The organism is Pseudomonas jinjuensis (genome assembly GCF_900103845.1).
GTDB classification, from domain to species: Bacteria; Pseudomonadota; Gammaproteobacteria; order Pseudomonadales; family Pseudomonadaceae; genus Pseudomonas; species Pseudomonas jinjuensis.
The window spans coordinates 107,990-123,977 of the sequence record NZ_FNIJ01000020.1 but is presented as its reverse complement, the minus strand read 5'-3'; the positions used below and the strand labels follow the sequence as shown (position 1 = coordinate 123,977).

Sequence of the window (15,988 nt, the reverse complement as noted above, 5' to 3'; positions counted from 1 at the left end):
GCATGCGGCCCCGCAATGGTGGATGGAAAAGCGCCATCCACCCTCATCCCCTCAGCACACCGAACCTGTAGGAGCCAGCTTGCTGGCGATCCGAGGTATCAGCCGGCAACGCTGTGCACAGGGAAACCAATTGATCGCCAGCAAGCTGGCTCCTACGAAAACAGAGCCGTACCCCGACCGGTAGAAGCGCGCCATGCGCGCGATTTGCGGGCATGGCCCGCTCCTACACGGCCCATTGGATCCCCGCGTTCGCGAGGACGACGGGGGTTGGGAGTCGCACGGAGTTACCCGAGAAATCCGTCATTACTCGCTGCGCTCGCCCTTCGGGCCGCACTGAAGTACGTTCAGCGCAAGCGCTGTCCCGCGAACGCGGGAAACCAGAAGACAGTTGCTCCTACAATCCCACCCCAGCTCCGTGCTGGAGATGTTCGCGAGCAAGCTCCTACGATGCCCCGCCAATCCTGATCAGCCAACCCGATCCATCAGATGGCACAGCGCAGTCTTCAGCTTCATCGGCCGCACCGGCTTGTGCATCAGCGTGTAACCCATCTCGCGGACCTGCTGCTTGAGTTCGCTGCTGTAGTTGGCGGTGATCATCAGCGCCGGCAGCGGCGTTCCGCGCCGGGCGTTGATCGCCGCCACCGCGTCGACACCGTTGCGCCCGTCGTCCAGGTGATAGTCGACGATCAGCAGGTCGGACTCGGCGTGGAAGTTGTCGACCTGGCGCGCCAGGTCGTCTTCCGAGAGCGCCGTGACCACCTGGCAACCCCAGGTTTCCAGCAGCGTGCGCATGCCGGCGCAGATGGCCGCATCGTTATCCAGCACCCAGACTCGCGAGCCGCGCAGGCGCTCCGAGGGAACGTCCGGCACCAGCTCCGGCTCGGCCTTCGCCTGCACCGCGCCGCGCGCCAGGGGCACTTCGATGGCGAAGCACGACCCGCGGCCCGGCACCGAGCCCACCTGAATGCGATGGCCGAGCATGCGCGCGATCTTCTCGACGATGGCAAGGCCAAGCCCTAGCCCGCGGTCCTGATGCGAGCGCTGCACGTCGCCACGCTTGAACTCCTGGAATATCTCGCCGAGCTTGTCGGCGGCGATGCCCACGCCGGTGTCCCAGACTTCGATGGACAGGCTGTGGCGGCGCCGCCTACAGCCGAGCAGCACGCGACCGCTCGGCGTGTAGCGGATGGCGTTGGAAAGCAGGTTGCGCAGGATGCGCGCGAGCAGTTGCAGGTCGCTGCGCACGCAGGCGCCGCAGGCCACGAAGTCCAGACGCAGGCCTTCGCTGGCCGCCACCTGGCGGTACTCGGCGGCGAGGTTGCCGAGCAGGTCGCCAACCTCGAAAGTGGCGATATCCGGCTGGATCACCCCGGCATCCAGCTTGGAAATGTCGACCAGGGTGCCGAGCAGGTTCTCCACGTCGGCCAGCGAGTGACTGATGTTGCGCACCAGGCCATCGCCACCGGCGGCCATGCCGCGCTCCTGCAACGCGCCGGTGAACAGTCGCGCGGCGTTCAGCGGCTGCAGCAGGTCGTGGCTGACGGCGGCGAGGAACTTGGTTTTCGACAGGTTGGCCTGCTCGGCCTCGCGCTTGGCCTCGCGCAGGCGCGCTTCGGCCTGGCTGCGCTCGTGGATTTCCCGTTTGAGCTGGTCGTTCAGCGCGGTCAGCTCGACGGTGCGCTCGCGGACCCGCTGTTCGAGGTTCTGGTAGGCCTGGTGCAGCGCCTCGGCGGTGCGCCGGCGCTCGGTGATGTCGCGGATCAGCACGAACAGGCCGATCACCTGGCCATCGGCCTGGCGGTTGGGCACGTAGGAGCGCTGCATGTAGCGCTCCTGTCCGGCGAGATTGGTCTCGGCGATCTCGAAGGTCACGCTCTCGCCGGAAAGCGCGCGTTCGACATAGGGTTCCAGGCGCTGGCAGTGCCCGGCGCTGTGCGCATCGCGCAGGCTGCGGCCGAGCATCGAATCTCTCGGCCAGTGGTACCACTCCTCGTAGACCTTGTTGGTGAACTCGTAGACCAGATCGGCGTTGAGGTAGGCGATCAACGCCGGCACCTGATCGGTGATCAGGCGTATCCAGCGCTCGCTGGCCCGCAGCGCCTCGGCGTGTCGGTAGCGCTCGGTGATATCGGTGAAGGTATTGACGAAGCCGCCGGTGGGCAGCGCGTGGGTGCGGATTTCCAGCATGCGGCCATCGAACAGCCGCTGCTCCAGGGCAGCCAGCGGCGTACCGGCGAAGCTGCTGCTGGCCGGGGTGAGCAAGGGCAGCTCGCTTTCTGCCATGACCTCGGCGAAAGGCCGGTGCGGCTCGATCGGCGCCAGCCCGCAGAGTTCCAGGAAGCGCCGGTTCCACAGTTCCAGGGTGCCGTCGCTGCCGACCATGGCCACGCCCTGGGACAGGTTGTCCACCGCGCGTTGCAGCAGGTGCGACTTCTGCGCCACCGCCTGTTCGCGGCGCAGCGTCTCGCTCTGCTTGATCTCGGTGATGTCGGTGTAGAGCACCACCAGGCCGCCGTCGCGGGTCGGCCGCTCGCTGACTCGCACCCAGCGGTCGTTGCGCAGGCGGTAGAGGGTGTGCTCGTCGTCGCGGCTGCGCTGTTCCTCGACGATCAGCCCGCTGCCCTGAGCCAGCCGGCGCACTTCCTCCAGGCGCATGCCGGCGCGGACGCGCGCACGGGTCTGGCTCCAGAAGTCGCGGTAGCGTTCGTTGAACAGCACGATGCGCTGCTGCGGGTCGAACAGCACGAAGGCATCGGAGATGCTTTCGATGGCATCCAGCAGGTGCTGATGGGCGGTCTCGGCGCGCAGCCGCGCATCGCTGAGCAACTGGTTGCTGGACTTCAGCTCGACCATCGCCTCGCTCAGCGCATCGGTGCGCTCGCGCACCTGCTCGGCCAGCACCACCGAATGCTGGAAAGCGCCGTAGGCGTCGTCGCCGCGCGAATTGGCGGATTCAACGCGCTCGATCAGCGCCGCATTGATCCGCCGCAGCTTGTGGTTGTCGCGCTCCAGCTGGTCGATGCGCGACAGCAGCTCAGCGTCCGCCGTTGCCCCGGGGATGGCCAATGGCGACGCCAGTGAAGGTCTGGTTGATGTGCATGCCATTGAATTGCTCTCCGTAGGTGTTGAAACCGATCACCTGCTGGCGGCGGAGAAACGCGGAAGTGGCCGCGGTGCCGTTGGCGACCTCCAGCTCCAGGCGACGCAGGCAGCAGTCGCAGCCGATGGTCAGCAGCGGCGGTCCGAGGCGTTCGTGCAGGCGCTGGAACTGCGTCTGCAAGTTGGGCAGCAGCGGCCCGGTGCCCATCGCGGTGAGGACGATGCCGTTCTCCACCGCGCAGTAGAAGGTCAGGCTGAGATCGTCGTTGACCTGCTGGATCGAGCGCACGTAGTACTGGTCCTTGATCCGTACCGCCAGCGGATGGGCGGCGAACAGCGCGAAGTCGAGCGCCTCCAGCGGCACGCCGACCAGCCGGGCATACTCCAGCGCCGCCGGTTCGGCATTCAGTTCGAAGACCCGGCGACTGGCGCTGTCGGCCCGGGTCACCACCAGCTTTTCGCCGCACGGCACCACGTGCTGGGTGGTGAAGACCTCGAAGTCCAGCCAGGTGTTGACCAGCACCACCACCGCGGCGCCGGTGTGGAACTGCCCGCGGTAGTAGACGTGGGTGTGGGTCAGGTGATTGTCGTCGCCGGCCGAACCGCCGAAGTGCGGAATGGCGCCAAGGGCGGCGCCGAGCGCGGCGAGCACCACTTCCTCGCGACTGGAAAGCCCGTCGAGCAGGGTCAGGGCGAAGCTGTGCCCCTTGATCGGCGCCAGCCCGCTGCTGCGGCAGTCGGCCACCAGCGACTCGACCACCTGTTGCGCGTCGATCAGACCGAAGCGGTCCATCTCATCGATCAGCGCGCTGGCTATGGAGAAACTGCGCAGGTCGAAGCCCACCGCCGTGACGCAGCCACGGCCATACCCCTGCGGGGTGATCTCGCCGGCGGTGGTGCAGCCGACCAGGTCGATGCCGCCGAAGTACTGCTCCAGCGCGGCGGCCAGCGCCGGCAGGTCGTACTCGGCGGAGCAGAAGAACAGCACGAAGCCGAGATGCGGATGGATCAGCTGGCGCGCCAGGTCCTGCGCGACTTCCTCGACGTCGCGGGCGCTGGACATGCCGCGAACGACCTCCTGTGTTTCGTGCATGGCATGGTGCTCAAGTCAGGATCTCGACGTCCGTATTCTACGAAGCCGCCGCTGCCGGCCCCATGCTACTTGGGTCGCGCCGGGCACCTTCGAAAGTAGTGGAATGCCGCAGGAGCGAGCTTGCTCGCGAACCTCGCCCTGCCGGTGTTTCGGCGCAGCCTGGCATGCTGATCGCGGGCATGGCCCGCTCCTGCAGGAGCCTCCTTCCACTCACAGCAGATGGAGCGGCCCCATAGCAAAAAAAGCGGGCGACCCGAAGGCCGACCCGCCGAAGTGGAGCCAAAGGAGCCCGGGATTACCAGTTCAGGACCGCGCCGACGGCGAGGGTATCGGTGTCCTCGCTGAGGGTTGAACCCTTGCGTCCGTCGATCTCGAACTGGTTGTACTCGGCGACGAGCTTGAGGTTGTCGTTGATGGTGCGGAAGTAGGCGATGCCCCTGGTGGAATCGTCGGCCGGGCTGCCCAGGCCGTTGCCGTCGTCGCGGGTTTCGCCGAAGGACAGCGCCACGCGGTTCCTGCCCCAGCTGTAGGAGCCCTGCAGCAGCACACCGCGGCTGTCCACCTCGCGCAGCGCGGCCTCGCCGGCGTTGTTGGTGAAGAAGGGGTTGATGCCCTTGGCGGTGAAGCCCGAGCCGGTCAGCGACCATCCGCCCATCTTCGCCTGGATGCCGTAGCCCAGGCCCTTGGAAGTGACGTTGTCGACCTCGTCGCTGGTGTTCTTCGAGGTCTGATAGCCGCCGTTGACCCAGCTGTAGATCTGCGCGCCGGCGAGGTCGAACTGGTAGCTGACCTCGCTCTCGTAGCGCGGATTGTCCTGGTAGGCCTTGTCGTCCAGGCCGTCGCTGGCGTCCTTGTCGATCTGGTTGGTGTCGATCGGGTCCATGATGCCCACGGCGACGCGCAGGCCTTCCAGCAGGTTGTTGTTACGATAGGTGATCTGCGAGGTGGGGAACGGGTACGGGTAGCCGGTGCCGATATTGCCGAAGGACACGCCCTTGCCATCCACCAGGCCGAGGGTGTCGCTGTTGTTGCCGAAGCCGGCGAGCAGTTCGTCGAGGAAGATGTTGGAGCGCGAGAACAGACCGAAATCCTTGCCGATCAGCACCTCGCCCCAGTCGCCGGCGACGTTGCCGTAGAACTGCCGCACGTCGATGGCGGTGGCGGTGCCGTCCTGCTCGCTGTCGTTGATGGTCACCCAGAACGAGGAACGCCCGGTGAGGGTCAGGTCGTCGACCTTCCTGCCGAAGTTGAAACCGATGTAGTTCGGCAGGAAGCCCATCTTCACCCGCGACTGGCGGCGGTCGAAGGTTTCGCCGTTACGTTCCACGTCGCTGTTGACGTAGAAGGCGTTGAAGTAGCCGTCGGTGGAGAAGGTGGTGTCGTCCTTGTCGTACAGCATGATGTCGGCGTAGGCCCCGCTGGCCAGTGAAGACAGGGCCAGGGTGGCCAGTGCCAGCGGCAGTAGCTGGCGAACGGCGATGTTGTTCTTGTTCATGGCGCTCTCCGCGTGGAAACAACGACTGCGGTTCAGTCGTAGCGGAGGCGATTATCGAAACGCGGAAAGCCGCGCCATATGCTGCTTTGGCGCCGGTTTCACTGGCTTTGCGGGGGTCTTGCGGGAGCGCTGCGCAAGGCTCTGCGACCGCCCCGACCAAGGGCGCGTGGCGTTGGTCGCGGGTGGTCGCGGGTGGTCGCGACCGCCGGACCAGTACCGGAGAAGACCGTTGCGGGTCGCACCACAAGGCGTAAGGCAAAAGTCGGGAGTGGCACCGTCTCGCGGACGGCACCCTGCTTCGAAAGAAGGAGGTTCAGGCGCGGCCGAGCAGCAGCCAGTGGCCGCCCTGGGCGGACATCAGCGCCGAGTGGGCGGCGCACAATTCGCTGGCGGTCAGGGTATTCAGCGCACTTGCCATGGCAGCGCGGTGATTCGCGGCGACACCGGCCAGACGATCATCCCAGGCTTGCTGCACACGGCCTGCGAAGTCGCCCGGCGCTTTCGCCATTTCAGCGGCCAGCGGCTCGCGCAGGCCATCGATGCGCTGGGGGTCGAGCAGGCGCAGCGCCGCGCCCTGGCGCTGGAGGAAGCAGTCCACCTCGGCCTGCAGTTCCACCGCCGACAGCAACGGCGATTGCACTGCGAACAGAATCCCGCGCCGCCCGCCGATCTGGCGGAAGCCACAATACAGCGCATAGGCCAGTTGCCGCTCGCCGCGCAGCCAATGATGGAACGCCGGCTCCAGCACGCGGGCCAACAGGCGCCACGTGGCTTCGTCCGCCGCAGCGCGCGATGCCAGTGGGCAGAACAGCAGCAGCGCAGCCTCGCCGGGAATCTCCAGCACCTTAATGTGGCGGCCGGCCTGGCCGGTGCGTGGCGGCAGCGCTGTGGCGGTTGGTCGCCCGGGAATGTTTGCGGGAAGTTCGGCGTCCATGGCCAGCGCATCCCAGCGGGCAGTCAGCCAGTCGGGCGGCGCCTCGCCCTCTCCGGCCAGTGTCTGCGGCAAGAGGCCGAGCAACTGGCGGATCGGCATTTCACTCGCTCGACGAAGGCATTCGCCACAGAGCAGACGCGCGCCCTGCTCCACCACCGTGGCGGGAGGATTGCGCAGCGTTTCGATGGCGCTGGCGGCCAGCGCGGCCAGGCGATCCTTCGGCCCCGACAGCAGCAGAGCCCAGTCACCGTCGATGCCTTCAAGGTCCAGAGTGGCGTTCTCGCGCCGCGCCAACCCGGCCAGCGGGCGCAGGGCCTGCCGGGCGACGAGGAAGGCTTGCCGTTCCGGGGGCTGCGCAAAGCGCCAGCGCAGGTGCAACGCTCCTGGCACGCTGCTTCCGGCAGATCGGGCCGGAGTGAAAGTCCATTCAGCCGAGTGCAACGGATTCGCGGGATGACGCGGACTGCGCGCAACTTCCAGGGCGAAGCCGGCAGAGGTCAGCGATTCGCCTCGGACCGATTCGGCAGCCAGCAGGCGGATCAGCCGCGACTCCTGCAACTGGTCGAGCCACGCCGACTCATTCGTGGTCCGCACACGGCGCTGAAGCTGCTCCAGCACGCCGCCCGGCTCATCGATGGGCGCGGCGGCCAGACCTTCTGGCGGGAGTTTTCGCAGTGCCGCCAGCCAGCCGAGGAATGCTGCTTCGACCGCCTCGGCAGCGGAAGTCTCGGCCAGCTCGAAATCGAAACGCAGCAGCGCCTGGCCAGCAGCGAAGTTGCTGAGCCGGAGCCGCGCGCTGTCGCATAGCCCCGCCTGGCCGAGATGGGCCAGCAGCGATCCGTGAGCCTCGTCGGCCAGCCAGCCCCCGAGTCTTTCCAGCAGCGGCCCGCCCTCGCCCACCACGCCATCGAGAGCGAAGGCCAGCACCAGCCGGGGCACGCCGGGCAGGCGCAATTGCAGGTCCTCGCCGGCCAGGGGCAGCAGGGATTCGCTGGCAGCGGACTGGACGCCCGCGCCCTGCGGCAACGAGCCGGCTTCACGCTCGGCCAGCGCCTCCAGCTCATCCAGCGGCTGCGGTCCCTGCAACCACAGGCACATGTTGGCCGCGCGGTAGAGCCTCTGGTGAAAACCATGCAGCGCGTTCTGGAACGCCTCTTCCTCCACCACCAGACTCGCTCGCCGCCCGGCGACGAAACGGCGCGAGGGATGACCGTGGGGCAAGCCCAGGGTCAGGGCAGCGTCGATCAGGGTGTCGGGGTCCGTGGAACGGGCAACGAACTCGGCCTCCAGCACCTCGCGCTCGGCGAGTTGCGCAGGCACAGCCAGGATCGGTTCCGCCAGCATGTCGACCAGCCGCGCCAGCCCCTCGCCAAGCGCATCGAATGGCATTTCGAAGAAATAATCGGTCGTCCGCGCCCGGGTGCTGGCATTGAGCCGCCCGCCCCGGCCCTGTACCCAGGGCATCAGCCGCTCACTGTCGCGATAACCGGCACCGCCGAGAAACACCAGGTGTTCGAGGAAATGCGCCAGCCCCGGATAACCCTCCGGCTCATCGTGGCTGCCCGCGCCAACCCGCAGCAACGCCGCCGCACGCGGCGCATCCGGCATGTGAACGAGAGTCGCGCACAGCCCGTTGGGCAGGACGACGCGGCGCTGTTGGGAGGGCATGGTGGCTTCAGCGGACTCGTGTGACGTGTCGGTCAACCTTAGCCCCATGTGCCGGGAAGGAAATACTTCTTTGGATCAAATCCACGCCCCTCTCGCTCGCGAACAGACCGTCCACAGAAGAAAGCCGCCTTTCGGCGGCTTCTTTCATTCGTAGCGCAGCGATTCCGCCGGCTGGGTGGAGGCCGCGCGCCAGGCCGGGTAGAGCGTGGCGAGGAAGCTCATCAGCAGCGCCGCGCCGCAGATCAGCACCACGTCCAGCGCCTGCACGTCGGTGGGCAGGTAATTGATGAAGTAGACGTCGGAACTGAAGATCTGCGTGCCGGCCAGCTTCTCCAGGGTCGACACCAGGGTGGTGACGTTGAACGCGGCGAGCACGCCGAGCACACCGCCGATGAGGGTGCCGACCACGCCGATCACCGTGCCCTGGACCATGAAGATGCTCATGATCTGCCGCGGCGTGGCGCCGAGGGTGCGGAGGATGGCGATGTCCGAGCGCTTGTCGGCGACCACCATGATCAGCGTGGCGATGATGTTGAACGCCGCCACCGCGACGATCAGCAGCAGCAGCAGGCCGATCATGGTCTTTTCCATCTTCATCGCGCTGAACAGGCTGCCCTGGGTGTGGGTCCAGTCCACCGAGCGGTAGCCGCTGCCAAGACCGGCGGCGATCTGAGCGCCGATTTCCGGCGCCTGGAACAGGTCCTTCAGGGCGATGCGCACGCTCTGCACCTGGCCTGGCTGCCAGCGCAGCAGGTGCGCGGCGTCGTCGACGTGGATTAGCGCCAGGGTGCTGTCCAACTCGGCGCCGACCTTGAACACGCCGACCACGCTCAGCCGCTGCATGCGCGGGGTGATGCCGCCGGGCGCGGAGCTGGCCTCGGGAACGATCAGCAGCAGGCTGTCGCCGACGTTGAGGTGGAAGCGCCGCGCGGTGATCTCGCCGATCACCACCCCGTACTCGCCGGCCTTCAAGGCATCCAGGCTGCCCTGGACGATGTGCTGGCCGATGATCGAGACCTGCGGCTCCAGTTGCGGGTCGACGCCGTTCACCTCGATGGGCTGCATCAGGCCTTTATAGGAGAGCATGCCGTCGAGCTGGGTGAAGGGCACCGCGCCGACCACCTGCGGCTGCTTCGATGCCTGCTCCGCCACGGCGCGCCAGTCGTCCAGCGGCCCGCCGGTGGATTGCAGCACCGCGTGCGGCACCATGCCGAGGATGCGCGAGCGCATTTCCTTCTGGAACCCGTTCATCACCGACAGCACCACGATCATCGCCAGCACGCCGAGGGCCAGGCCGATCATCGAGGTCAGCGAGATGAAGGAGATGTAGTGGTTGCGCCGCTTGGCCCGGGTGTAGCGGGTGCCGATGAAGACGGAAAGAGGTCTGAACATGGGGTCCTTCTCAGGCCGCGATCAGGCGGCCGTCTTCCAGCTTCAGCACCCGGTCCATCTGCTCCGCCAGGTGCAGGTCGTGGGTCACCACCAGGAAGGCGGTACGCAGCGACTGCGACAGCTCCATCATCAGTTCCTGGATGCCGTGGGCGGTGTGCTGGTCGAGGTTGCCGGTGGGTTCGTCGAGCAGCACCAGCTGCGGGTTGTTGACCAGCGCGCGAGCGATGGCCACGCGCTGGCGCTCGCCGCCGGAGAGTTCGGCCGGCTTGTGCTGCAGGCGGTGCTTCAGCCCTACCCGCTCCAGCAGCGCCGAGGCGCGCTCGCGGGCCTCGGCGATCGACGCCTTGCCGATCAGCAGCGGCATGCAGACGTTCTCCAGCGCGGTGAATTCCGGCAGCAGGTGGTGGAACTGGTAGACGAAGCCCAGCGCGCGGTTGCGCAGCAGGCCGCGGTTCTTCTCGTTCAGCGCGGACAGCTCCTCGCCGGCCAGCCAGACGCTGCCGCGGCTCGGCGTGTCCAGGCCGCCGAGCATGTTCAGCAGGGTGCTCTTGCCGGAACCGGAGCTGCCGACGATGGCCACCCGCTCGCCGGGGAACAGTTCCAGCTGCACGCCGGACAGCACTTCGACCGACTGCGGCCCCTCGTCGTAGCTCTTGACCAGGTCGCGGCAGCTCAGGACTGCTTTGTCACTCATAACGCAATGCCTCCGCGGGCTGGGTGCGCGCGGCACGCCAGGCCGGATACAGGGTGGCGAAGAAACTCAGGACCAGCGCGGCGCCGCAGACCAGGATCACGTCCTCGCGCATCAGCTGCGAGGGCAGGTAATCGATGAAGTAGACGTCCGCGTTGAGGAACTTGTGGCCGATCAGCCGCTCCAGCGCGGCGATGGCGCCGCTGACGTTGAGCGCGGCGAGGATGCCGAGCACACCGCCGATGAGGGTGCCGACCACGCCGATCACCGTGCCCTGGACCATGAAGGTCGCCATGATCTGCCCCGGCGTGGCGCCGAGGGTGCGCAGGATGGCGATGTCCGCCTTCTTGTCGGTGACCACCATGACCAGGGTGGAAATGATGTTGAACGCCGCCACCGCGACGATCAGCAGCAGCAGCAGGCCGATCATCGACTTCTCCATGCGGATCGCCTGGTACAGGTTGCCGTGGCTGCGCGTCCAGTCGCGGGCGTAGTAGTCGTTGCCCTTCAGGGTGCGGGCGATTTCCCAGGCGGTCTGCGGCGCCTGGAACAGGTCGTCGAGCTTCAGCCGCAGGCCCTCGACCTCGCCTTCCTTCAGGCGGCGCATGCGCGCGGCGTCGTCGACGTGGACCATCGCCACGTAGCCGTCCAGCTCGCCGGCGCCGACGTGGAAGATGCCGGCCACGGTGAAGCGCTTCATGCGCGGGAACATCCCCGCCGGGGTCACCGAGACCTCCGGGGCGACGAAGGTGATCTTGTCGCCGACCTTGACGCCGAGGTTGGCCGCCGCCTTGTCGCCGATCAGGATGCCGAACTCGCCGGACTTCAGGCTCGCCAGGCTGCCCTCGCGGAAGAAGTCGCCGATGATCGAAACCTTGCTCTCCTCGGCGGGGTCCACCGCATTGATCAGCACCTTCTGCACCACGCCGGCGTGGCTGAGCAGGCCCTGCAACTGGATGAAGGGCGCCACCTGCACGACGTTCGGGTGTTCCTTGCGGATCTGTTCGCCGAGGGCGCGCCAGTCCTGGATCGGCTGGTAGGACTCGATGGTGGCGTGCGGCACCATGCCGAGGACGCGGGTGCGCATCTCGTGGTCGAAGCCGTTCATGACCGACAGCACCACGATCATCACCAGCACGCCGAGGGCGAGGCCGATCATGGAAGTCAGGGAAATGAAGGAGATGAAGTGGCTGCGACGCCTGGCGCGGGTGTAGCGCGTCCCGATGTAAACGGAAAGAGGTCTGAACATGGAAGACCGAATGACAGGGTGGAAAACGACGGCGATGTTCCGGCGGCCGTGTGGCGAGGTCTGGCGGGCGGCCTTACACTCAGACCATCTCGGCCGCCATGGGTTCGTCATGTCCACTGCAGACGCGGATGACCGCCGCGAATACTACCGTATCGAGGACACCCTCGCACTGGAAATTCGGCCGCTGCAAGACGCCGAAACAGAGTCCGGGGAGGTGCTTCACGACGAGTCCGCGCAGTTCAACCTGCTCAGCGAGCTGCACCTGCTGGAGTTCGAGTCGCAGCACCTGCTGCGCCACATCGCCGAACGCGACCGCTCCCTGGCCAGTTATCTGAAGCTGGTCAACCGGCGCATCGACCTGATCGGTCAGGCCGTGGCGCAGAATCTCCTGCGCGACGCCGGCCCGCTGCGCAAGGTGGTGCTGTCGGAAACCGGCATCGCCTTCGGCGATCCACAGCCCCTCGAAGCCGGCCGCAAACTGGCGCTGAGGATGGTGCTGCCGCCGCAGGGCATCGGCCTGCTGCTGCGCGCGGTGGTGCGCCACTGCCGCCCCGACGCGGAAGGCGGCTACGAGATCGCCGCGGAATTCGATGCCCCGAGCGACGCGCAACGGCAGCTGCTGGCGCGGCACATCCTGCAACGCCAGGCCCATGCGCGGCGCCTGGCGAAGGCCCGGCCGGAGTGACCCGCATGCGTGCCCTTGCCCTCCTCCTCTGCCTGCTCTGCACGCCGCTACTGGCCGACGTGCTGACCATTCCCGTCGGCAGCCAGGGCGACAGCCAGGTCGCCCTGCCGGCCCGGGGCGACAGCAAAGGCGCCGTGCTCGACCGTTTCGGCCTGCCGGACGAGGAACACCCCGCCGTCGGCAAGCCGCCGATCACGCGCTGGGACTATCGCGAATTCAGTGTCTACTTCGAAAACGAGCGGGTGATCGACGCGGTACGCCAGCATCATCCCCGCCCCCCGATCATTACCGAGGAGCCCCAGTGACTCTCATCTATGGACATCGCGGCGCGAAAGGCGAGGCGCCGGAAAACACCCTCACCAGCTTCCAGGTCTGCCTGGAGCACGGCGTCAAGCGCTGCGAGCTGGACCTGCATCTGTCGCTCGACGGCGAGCTGATGGTGATCCACGACCCGACCCTGAAGCGCACCACCGGCCGCCGCGGCAAGGTCGCCGAGCAACTGGCCGCCGACCTGGTCACCTTCGACGCGCGCCAGGGCGGCCCCGGCTGGGTGCGCCCCTGCCCGATCCCGCGCCTGGCGGAGCTGTTCGAGCGCTGCGAGTTCGAGCACTGGCAGCTGGAGGTCAAGGTTTCCTCCCGCGAGCGCGCCGCGCGCACGGTGCAGGCCATCCAGCACCTGGTCGGACGTTTCGGCCTGCGCGACCGGGTCACCGTGACCTCCAGCTCGCGCACCGTGCTGAAGACGCTGAAGCAACTGGCGCCGGAACTGGCCCGCGGGCTGGTCGCCGAATACGCCTGGCTCGACCCGCTGAAGGTCGCCGAGCACTACGGCTGCGAGCTGCTCGCGCTGAACTGGTCGCTGTGCACCCCGGAGCGTCTGCTCAAGGCGCAGCGCCAGGGCCTGCATGTGTCGGTGTGGACGGTCAACGAGCCGGCGCTGATGCGGCGGCTCGCTGACTTCGGCGTGGACAGCCTGATCACAGACTTTCCCGGTTTGGCCATCGCCACGATCGGGAATCGCTGAGGGGATTCCCCCCGGCCGGCTCAGGCCGCCGGCTGGGGTCCTTCAAAAAATCCGGTTCAGGCCGTCGAACGCGGCGACACGGTACGCCTCGGCCATGGTCGGATAGTTGAAGGTGGTGTTGATGAAGTACTTCAGGGTGTTCAGCTCGCCCGGCTGGTTCATGATCGCCTGGCCGATGTGGACGATCTCCGAAGCCTGCGCGCCGAAGCAGTGCACGCCGAGGATCGCCAGGGTCTCGCGGTGGAAGAGGATCTTCAGCATGCCCACCGGCTCGTTGGAAATCTGCGCCCGCGCCATGCCCTTGAAGAACGCCTTGCCCACTTCGTAGGGGATTTTCGCCGTGGTCAGTTCCTTCTCGGTCTTGCCGATGGAGCTGATCTCCGGAAGCGTGTAGATGCCGGTCGGCACGTCGTCGACGAAGCGCCAGCTGTCGTTCTCGACGATATTGCCCGCCGCCGAACGCCCCTGGTCGTAGGCCGCGCTGGCCAGGCTCGGCCAGCCGATCACGTCGCCCGCCGCATAGATGTTGGCCACCGAGGTGCGGTAGTTCTCGTCCACCTCGACCTGGCCGCGGCTGTTGACCTTGATGCCGACGTTCTCCAGGCCCAGGCGGTCGGTGTTGCCGGTACGGCCGTTGCACCACAGCAGCGCGTCCGCCTTGATCTTCTTGCCCGACTTGAGGTGCAGGATCACGCCGTTCTCCAGCCCCTCGACGCGCTCGTATTCCTCGTTGTGGCGGATCAGCACGTTGTTGTTGCGCAGGTGGTAGCTCAGCGCGTCGGAGATCTCGTCGTCGAGGAAGCTGAGCAACTGGTCGCGGGTGTCGATCAGGTCGACCAGCACGCCCAGGCCGCTGAAGATCGAGGCGTATTCGCAGCCGATGACGCCGGCTCCATAGACGATCAGCCGACGCGGCGTGTGGCTGATGGAGAGAATGGTGTCGCTGTCGTAGACCCGCGGGTGGTTGAAGTTGATGTCCGCCGGACGGTAGGGGCGCGAACCGGTGGCGATGACGAACTGGTCGGCGACCAGGCGCTCCACCGCACCCTGCGGGGTGACCACCTCGATGGTGCGCTCATCGACGAAGCTGGCGGTGCCGTTGAACATGTCGATGCGGTTGCGGGCGTAGTAGCCGGTGTGCGAGGTGACCTGCTTGGCGATCACCTTCTCGGCGCTCTTCAGCACGTCGGGGAAGGAGAACCAGCGCGGCTCGCCGATCTGGCGGAACATCGGGTTGGTGTTGAACTCGATGATCTGCTTCACCGAGTGGCGCAGCGCCTTGGAAGGAATGGTGCCGAGGTGGGTGCAGTTGCCGCCGACCACCTTGCGGCTGTCCACCACCGCCAGCTTGCGCCCGTACTTGGAGGCGTTCATCGCCGCCCCTTCGCCCGCCGGTCCCGTGCCGATAATCACCACGTCGTAGTTGTAGACAGCCATGCATACTCCTTCAGAACGAACCGGAGCATCGCCCTCGATGCCCCAGCGAAACCATCGGTGGCGCAGCTTAGCCGCACCGCGAAGCGCTGCACATTAGCGCTTGGTCGGCAGGTAGGCGAGTTTCTCGGGGACTACAGGCGCGCCTGCCGGTAAAACGATTCAGCGTTCCGGGAACAGCTCCTCGAAACGCGGCGTGGCGCGGACGACGAATTCCCGCCCCTGGCGCACGATGAAACAGGCTACCAGCCGGCGCCGCACGGCGAAGGCGTAGCCGTCCTCCGGGCCCAGCACCATCAATAGCGTAGACAAGCCGTCCGCATGCAGCGCAGAGGGATCGGCCACCGTCACCGCCGCCAGCGCATGGCGGACCGGCGCGCCGCTGCGCGGATCGAAGGTGTGCGAATAGCGCTGCCCGCCTTCCTCGAAATAGTTGCGATAGTCGCCGGAAGTGGAAAGGCCGTACCCATCCAGGGCGACGGTGCGCTGCGCCCGCCGCTCGTGCCCGCCGTCCGGCATTTCCAGGGCGATGCGCCAGGGCGAGCCGTCGGCCTTGCGCCCGGCCGCCTTCAGTTCGCCGGTGACTTCCACCAGGTAGTCATGCACGCCCAGTCCGGCGAGCCGCGCGGCGATCAGGTCCACCGCATGGCCGGCGACTATGCTGCCGAAGTCCAGCTGGGCGGCGACGTCCTTGCACAGCCTGTCGCCCTCGACGCGCAGGTGGCGGTGCCCTACCCGCGCCCGCGCGCCGGCCAGTTCTGCGGCCTCGGGAACACGCTCGGCGCGGGATTGCGGGCCGAAGCCCCAGAGATTCAGCAGCGGCTCCACGGTCAGGTCGAAGGCGCCGCCGCTGTCGCGGGACAGCTCCTCGCCGTAGGCCAGCAGCTTGCGCATGTCGTCCGGCACCTTCTGGCAGGCGCCAGCCGGCAGGGCGTTGAAGCGGGACACCACGGAATCGTCGCGCCAGGTGGAGAACTGCCGGTCAAGGCTAGCGAGAATGCTCTCGACCTCGCCTTGCACCCGCTGCGCATCCGGCGTCCCGGCGCCGGGCAGGTACTGGATCGAATAGCTGCTGCCCATGGTCGGCCCGGACAGCCGCTCGGTGCGTTCGCCGCAGCCATACAGCAGCGTCAACAGCATCAGCAGCAGGCTTGTGCGCAACAATCGACACCTCTTCGATCCGGACCGCCAGTCAGCGGCGCGCGGTATTCTACCCGAAGTACC

Annotated in this window: 12 protein-coding genes; 3 read left to right on the top strand and 9 right to left on the bottom strand. The window is 67.0% G+C overall.

Translation table 11 applies throughout. The features are described from left to right. Positions 1-465: 465 nt before the first annotated feature. From nahK to BLR75_RS23435, 7 genes are all read right to left on the bottom strand, one after another. Complete coding sequence (gene nahK / locus BLR75_RS23465) at positions 466-3,105, bottom strand: hybrid sensor histidine kinase/response regulator NahK/ErcS' (RefSeq protein ID WP_084314146.1); 2,640 nt, start codon at positions 3,103-3,105, stop codon at positions 466-468. Then, positions 3,035-4,192, bottom strand: coding sequence for a nitric oxide-sensing protein NosP (gene nosP, locus BLR75_RS23460; RefSeq protein WP_084314145.1), 1,158 nt, complete (start codon positions 4,190-4,192; stop codon positions 3,035-3,037). The genes nahK and nosP overlap by 71 nt, the downstream gene beginning before the upstream one ends. A gap of 295 nt (positions 4,193-4,487) precedes the next feature. After that, a complete protein-coding gene (locus tag BLR75_RS23455; RefSeq protein ID WP_084314144.1) occupies positions 4,488-5,687 on the bottom strand; it encodes a porin in 1,200 nt (399 codons plus the stop codon). 313 nt (positions 5,688-6,000) lie between these two features. Further along, a complete protein-coding gene (pqqF, locus tag BLR75_RS23450; protein WP_084314143.1) occupies positions 6,001-8,289 on the bottom strand; it encodes a pyrroloquinoline quinone biosynthesis protein PqqF in 2,289 nt (762 codons plus the stop codon). Between the two features lie 144 nt (positions 8,290-8,433). After that, a complete protein-coding gene (locus tag BLR75_RS23445) occupies positions 8,434-9,681 on the bottom strand; it encodes a lipoprotein-releasing ABC transporter permease subunit (RefSeq protein ID WP_084314142.1) in 1,248 nt (415 codons plus the stop codon). A gap of 10 nt (positions 9,682-9,691) precedes the next feature. Next, entirely contained in the window at positions 9,692-10,375 is a 684-nt protein-coding gene (lolD, locus tag BLR75_RS23440; protein WP_084314141.1) for a lipoprotein-releasing ABC transporter ATP-binding protein LolD, read from the bottom strand. Then, complete coding sequence (locus tag BLR75_RS23435; RefSeq protein WP_084314140.1) at positions 10,368-11,621, bottom strand: lipoprotein-releasing ABC transporter permease subunit; 1,254 nt, start codon at positions 11,619-11,621, stop codon at positions 10,368-10,370. The genes lolD and BLR75_RS23435 overlap by 8 nt, the downstream gene beginning before the upstream one ends. A gap of 109 nt (positions 11,622-11,730) precedes the next feature. On the opposite strand from BLR75_RS23435, the gene BLR75_RS23430 reads away from it, so the two are divergent. The 3 genes from BLR75_RS23430 to BLR75_RS23420 are packed head-to-tail and all read left to right on the top strand — an operon-like array spanning position 11,731 to position 13,330. Next, positions 11,731-12,306, top strand: a complete 576-nt coding sequence (locus tag BLR75_RS23430) for a PilZ domain-containing protein (protein WP_084314139.1) — start codon at positions 11,731-11,733, stop codon at positions 12,304-12,306. A 5-nt stretch (positions 12,307-12,311) separates the two neighbouring features. Then, positions 12,312-12,611 carry a phosphodiesterase gene (locus BLR75_RS23425; RefSeq protein WP_084314138.1) on the top strand — a complete coding sequence of 100 codons (300 nt, stop codon included), beginning with the start codon at positions 12,312-12,314 and terminating at the stop codon, positions 12,609-12,611. Then, a complete protein-coding gene (locus BLR75_RS23420; protein WP_084314137.1) occupies positions 12,608-13,330 on the top strand; it encodes a glycerophosphodiester phosphodiesterase in 723 nt (240 codons plus the stop codon). The genes BLR75_RS23425 and BLR75_RS23420 overlap by 4 nt, the downstream gene beginning before the upstream one ends. A gap of 42 nt (positions 13,331-13,372) precedes the next feature. Here the strand turns inward: BLR75_RS23420 and sthA are convergent, their stop codons facing one another. Then, complete coding sequence (gene sthA, locus BLR75_RS23415; RefSeq protein WP_084314136.1) at positions 13,373-14,767, bottom strand: Si-specific NAD(P)(+) transhydrogenase; 1,395 nt, start codon at positions 14,765-14,767, stop codon at positions 13,373-13,375. Between the two features lie 159 nt (positions 14,768-14,926). Further along, positions 14,927-15,904 carry an FAD:protein FMN transferase gene (locus BLR75_RS23410; protein WP_084314149.1) on the bottom strand — a complete coding sequence of 326 codons (978 nt, stop codon included), beginning with the start codon at positions 15,902-15,904 and terminating at the stop codon, positions 14,927-14,929. Positions 15,905-15,988: the final 84 nt, after the last annotated feature.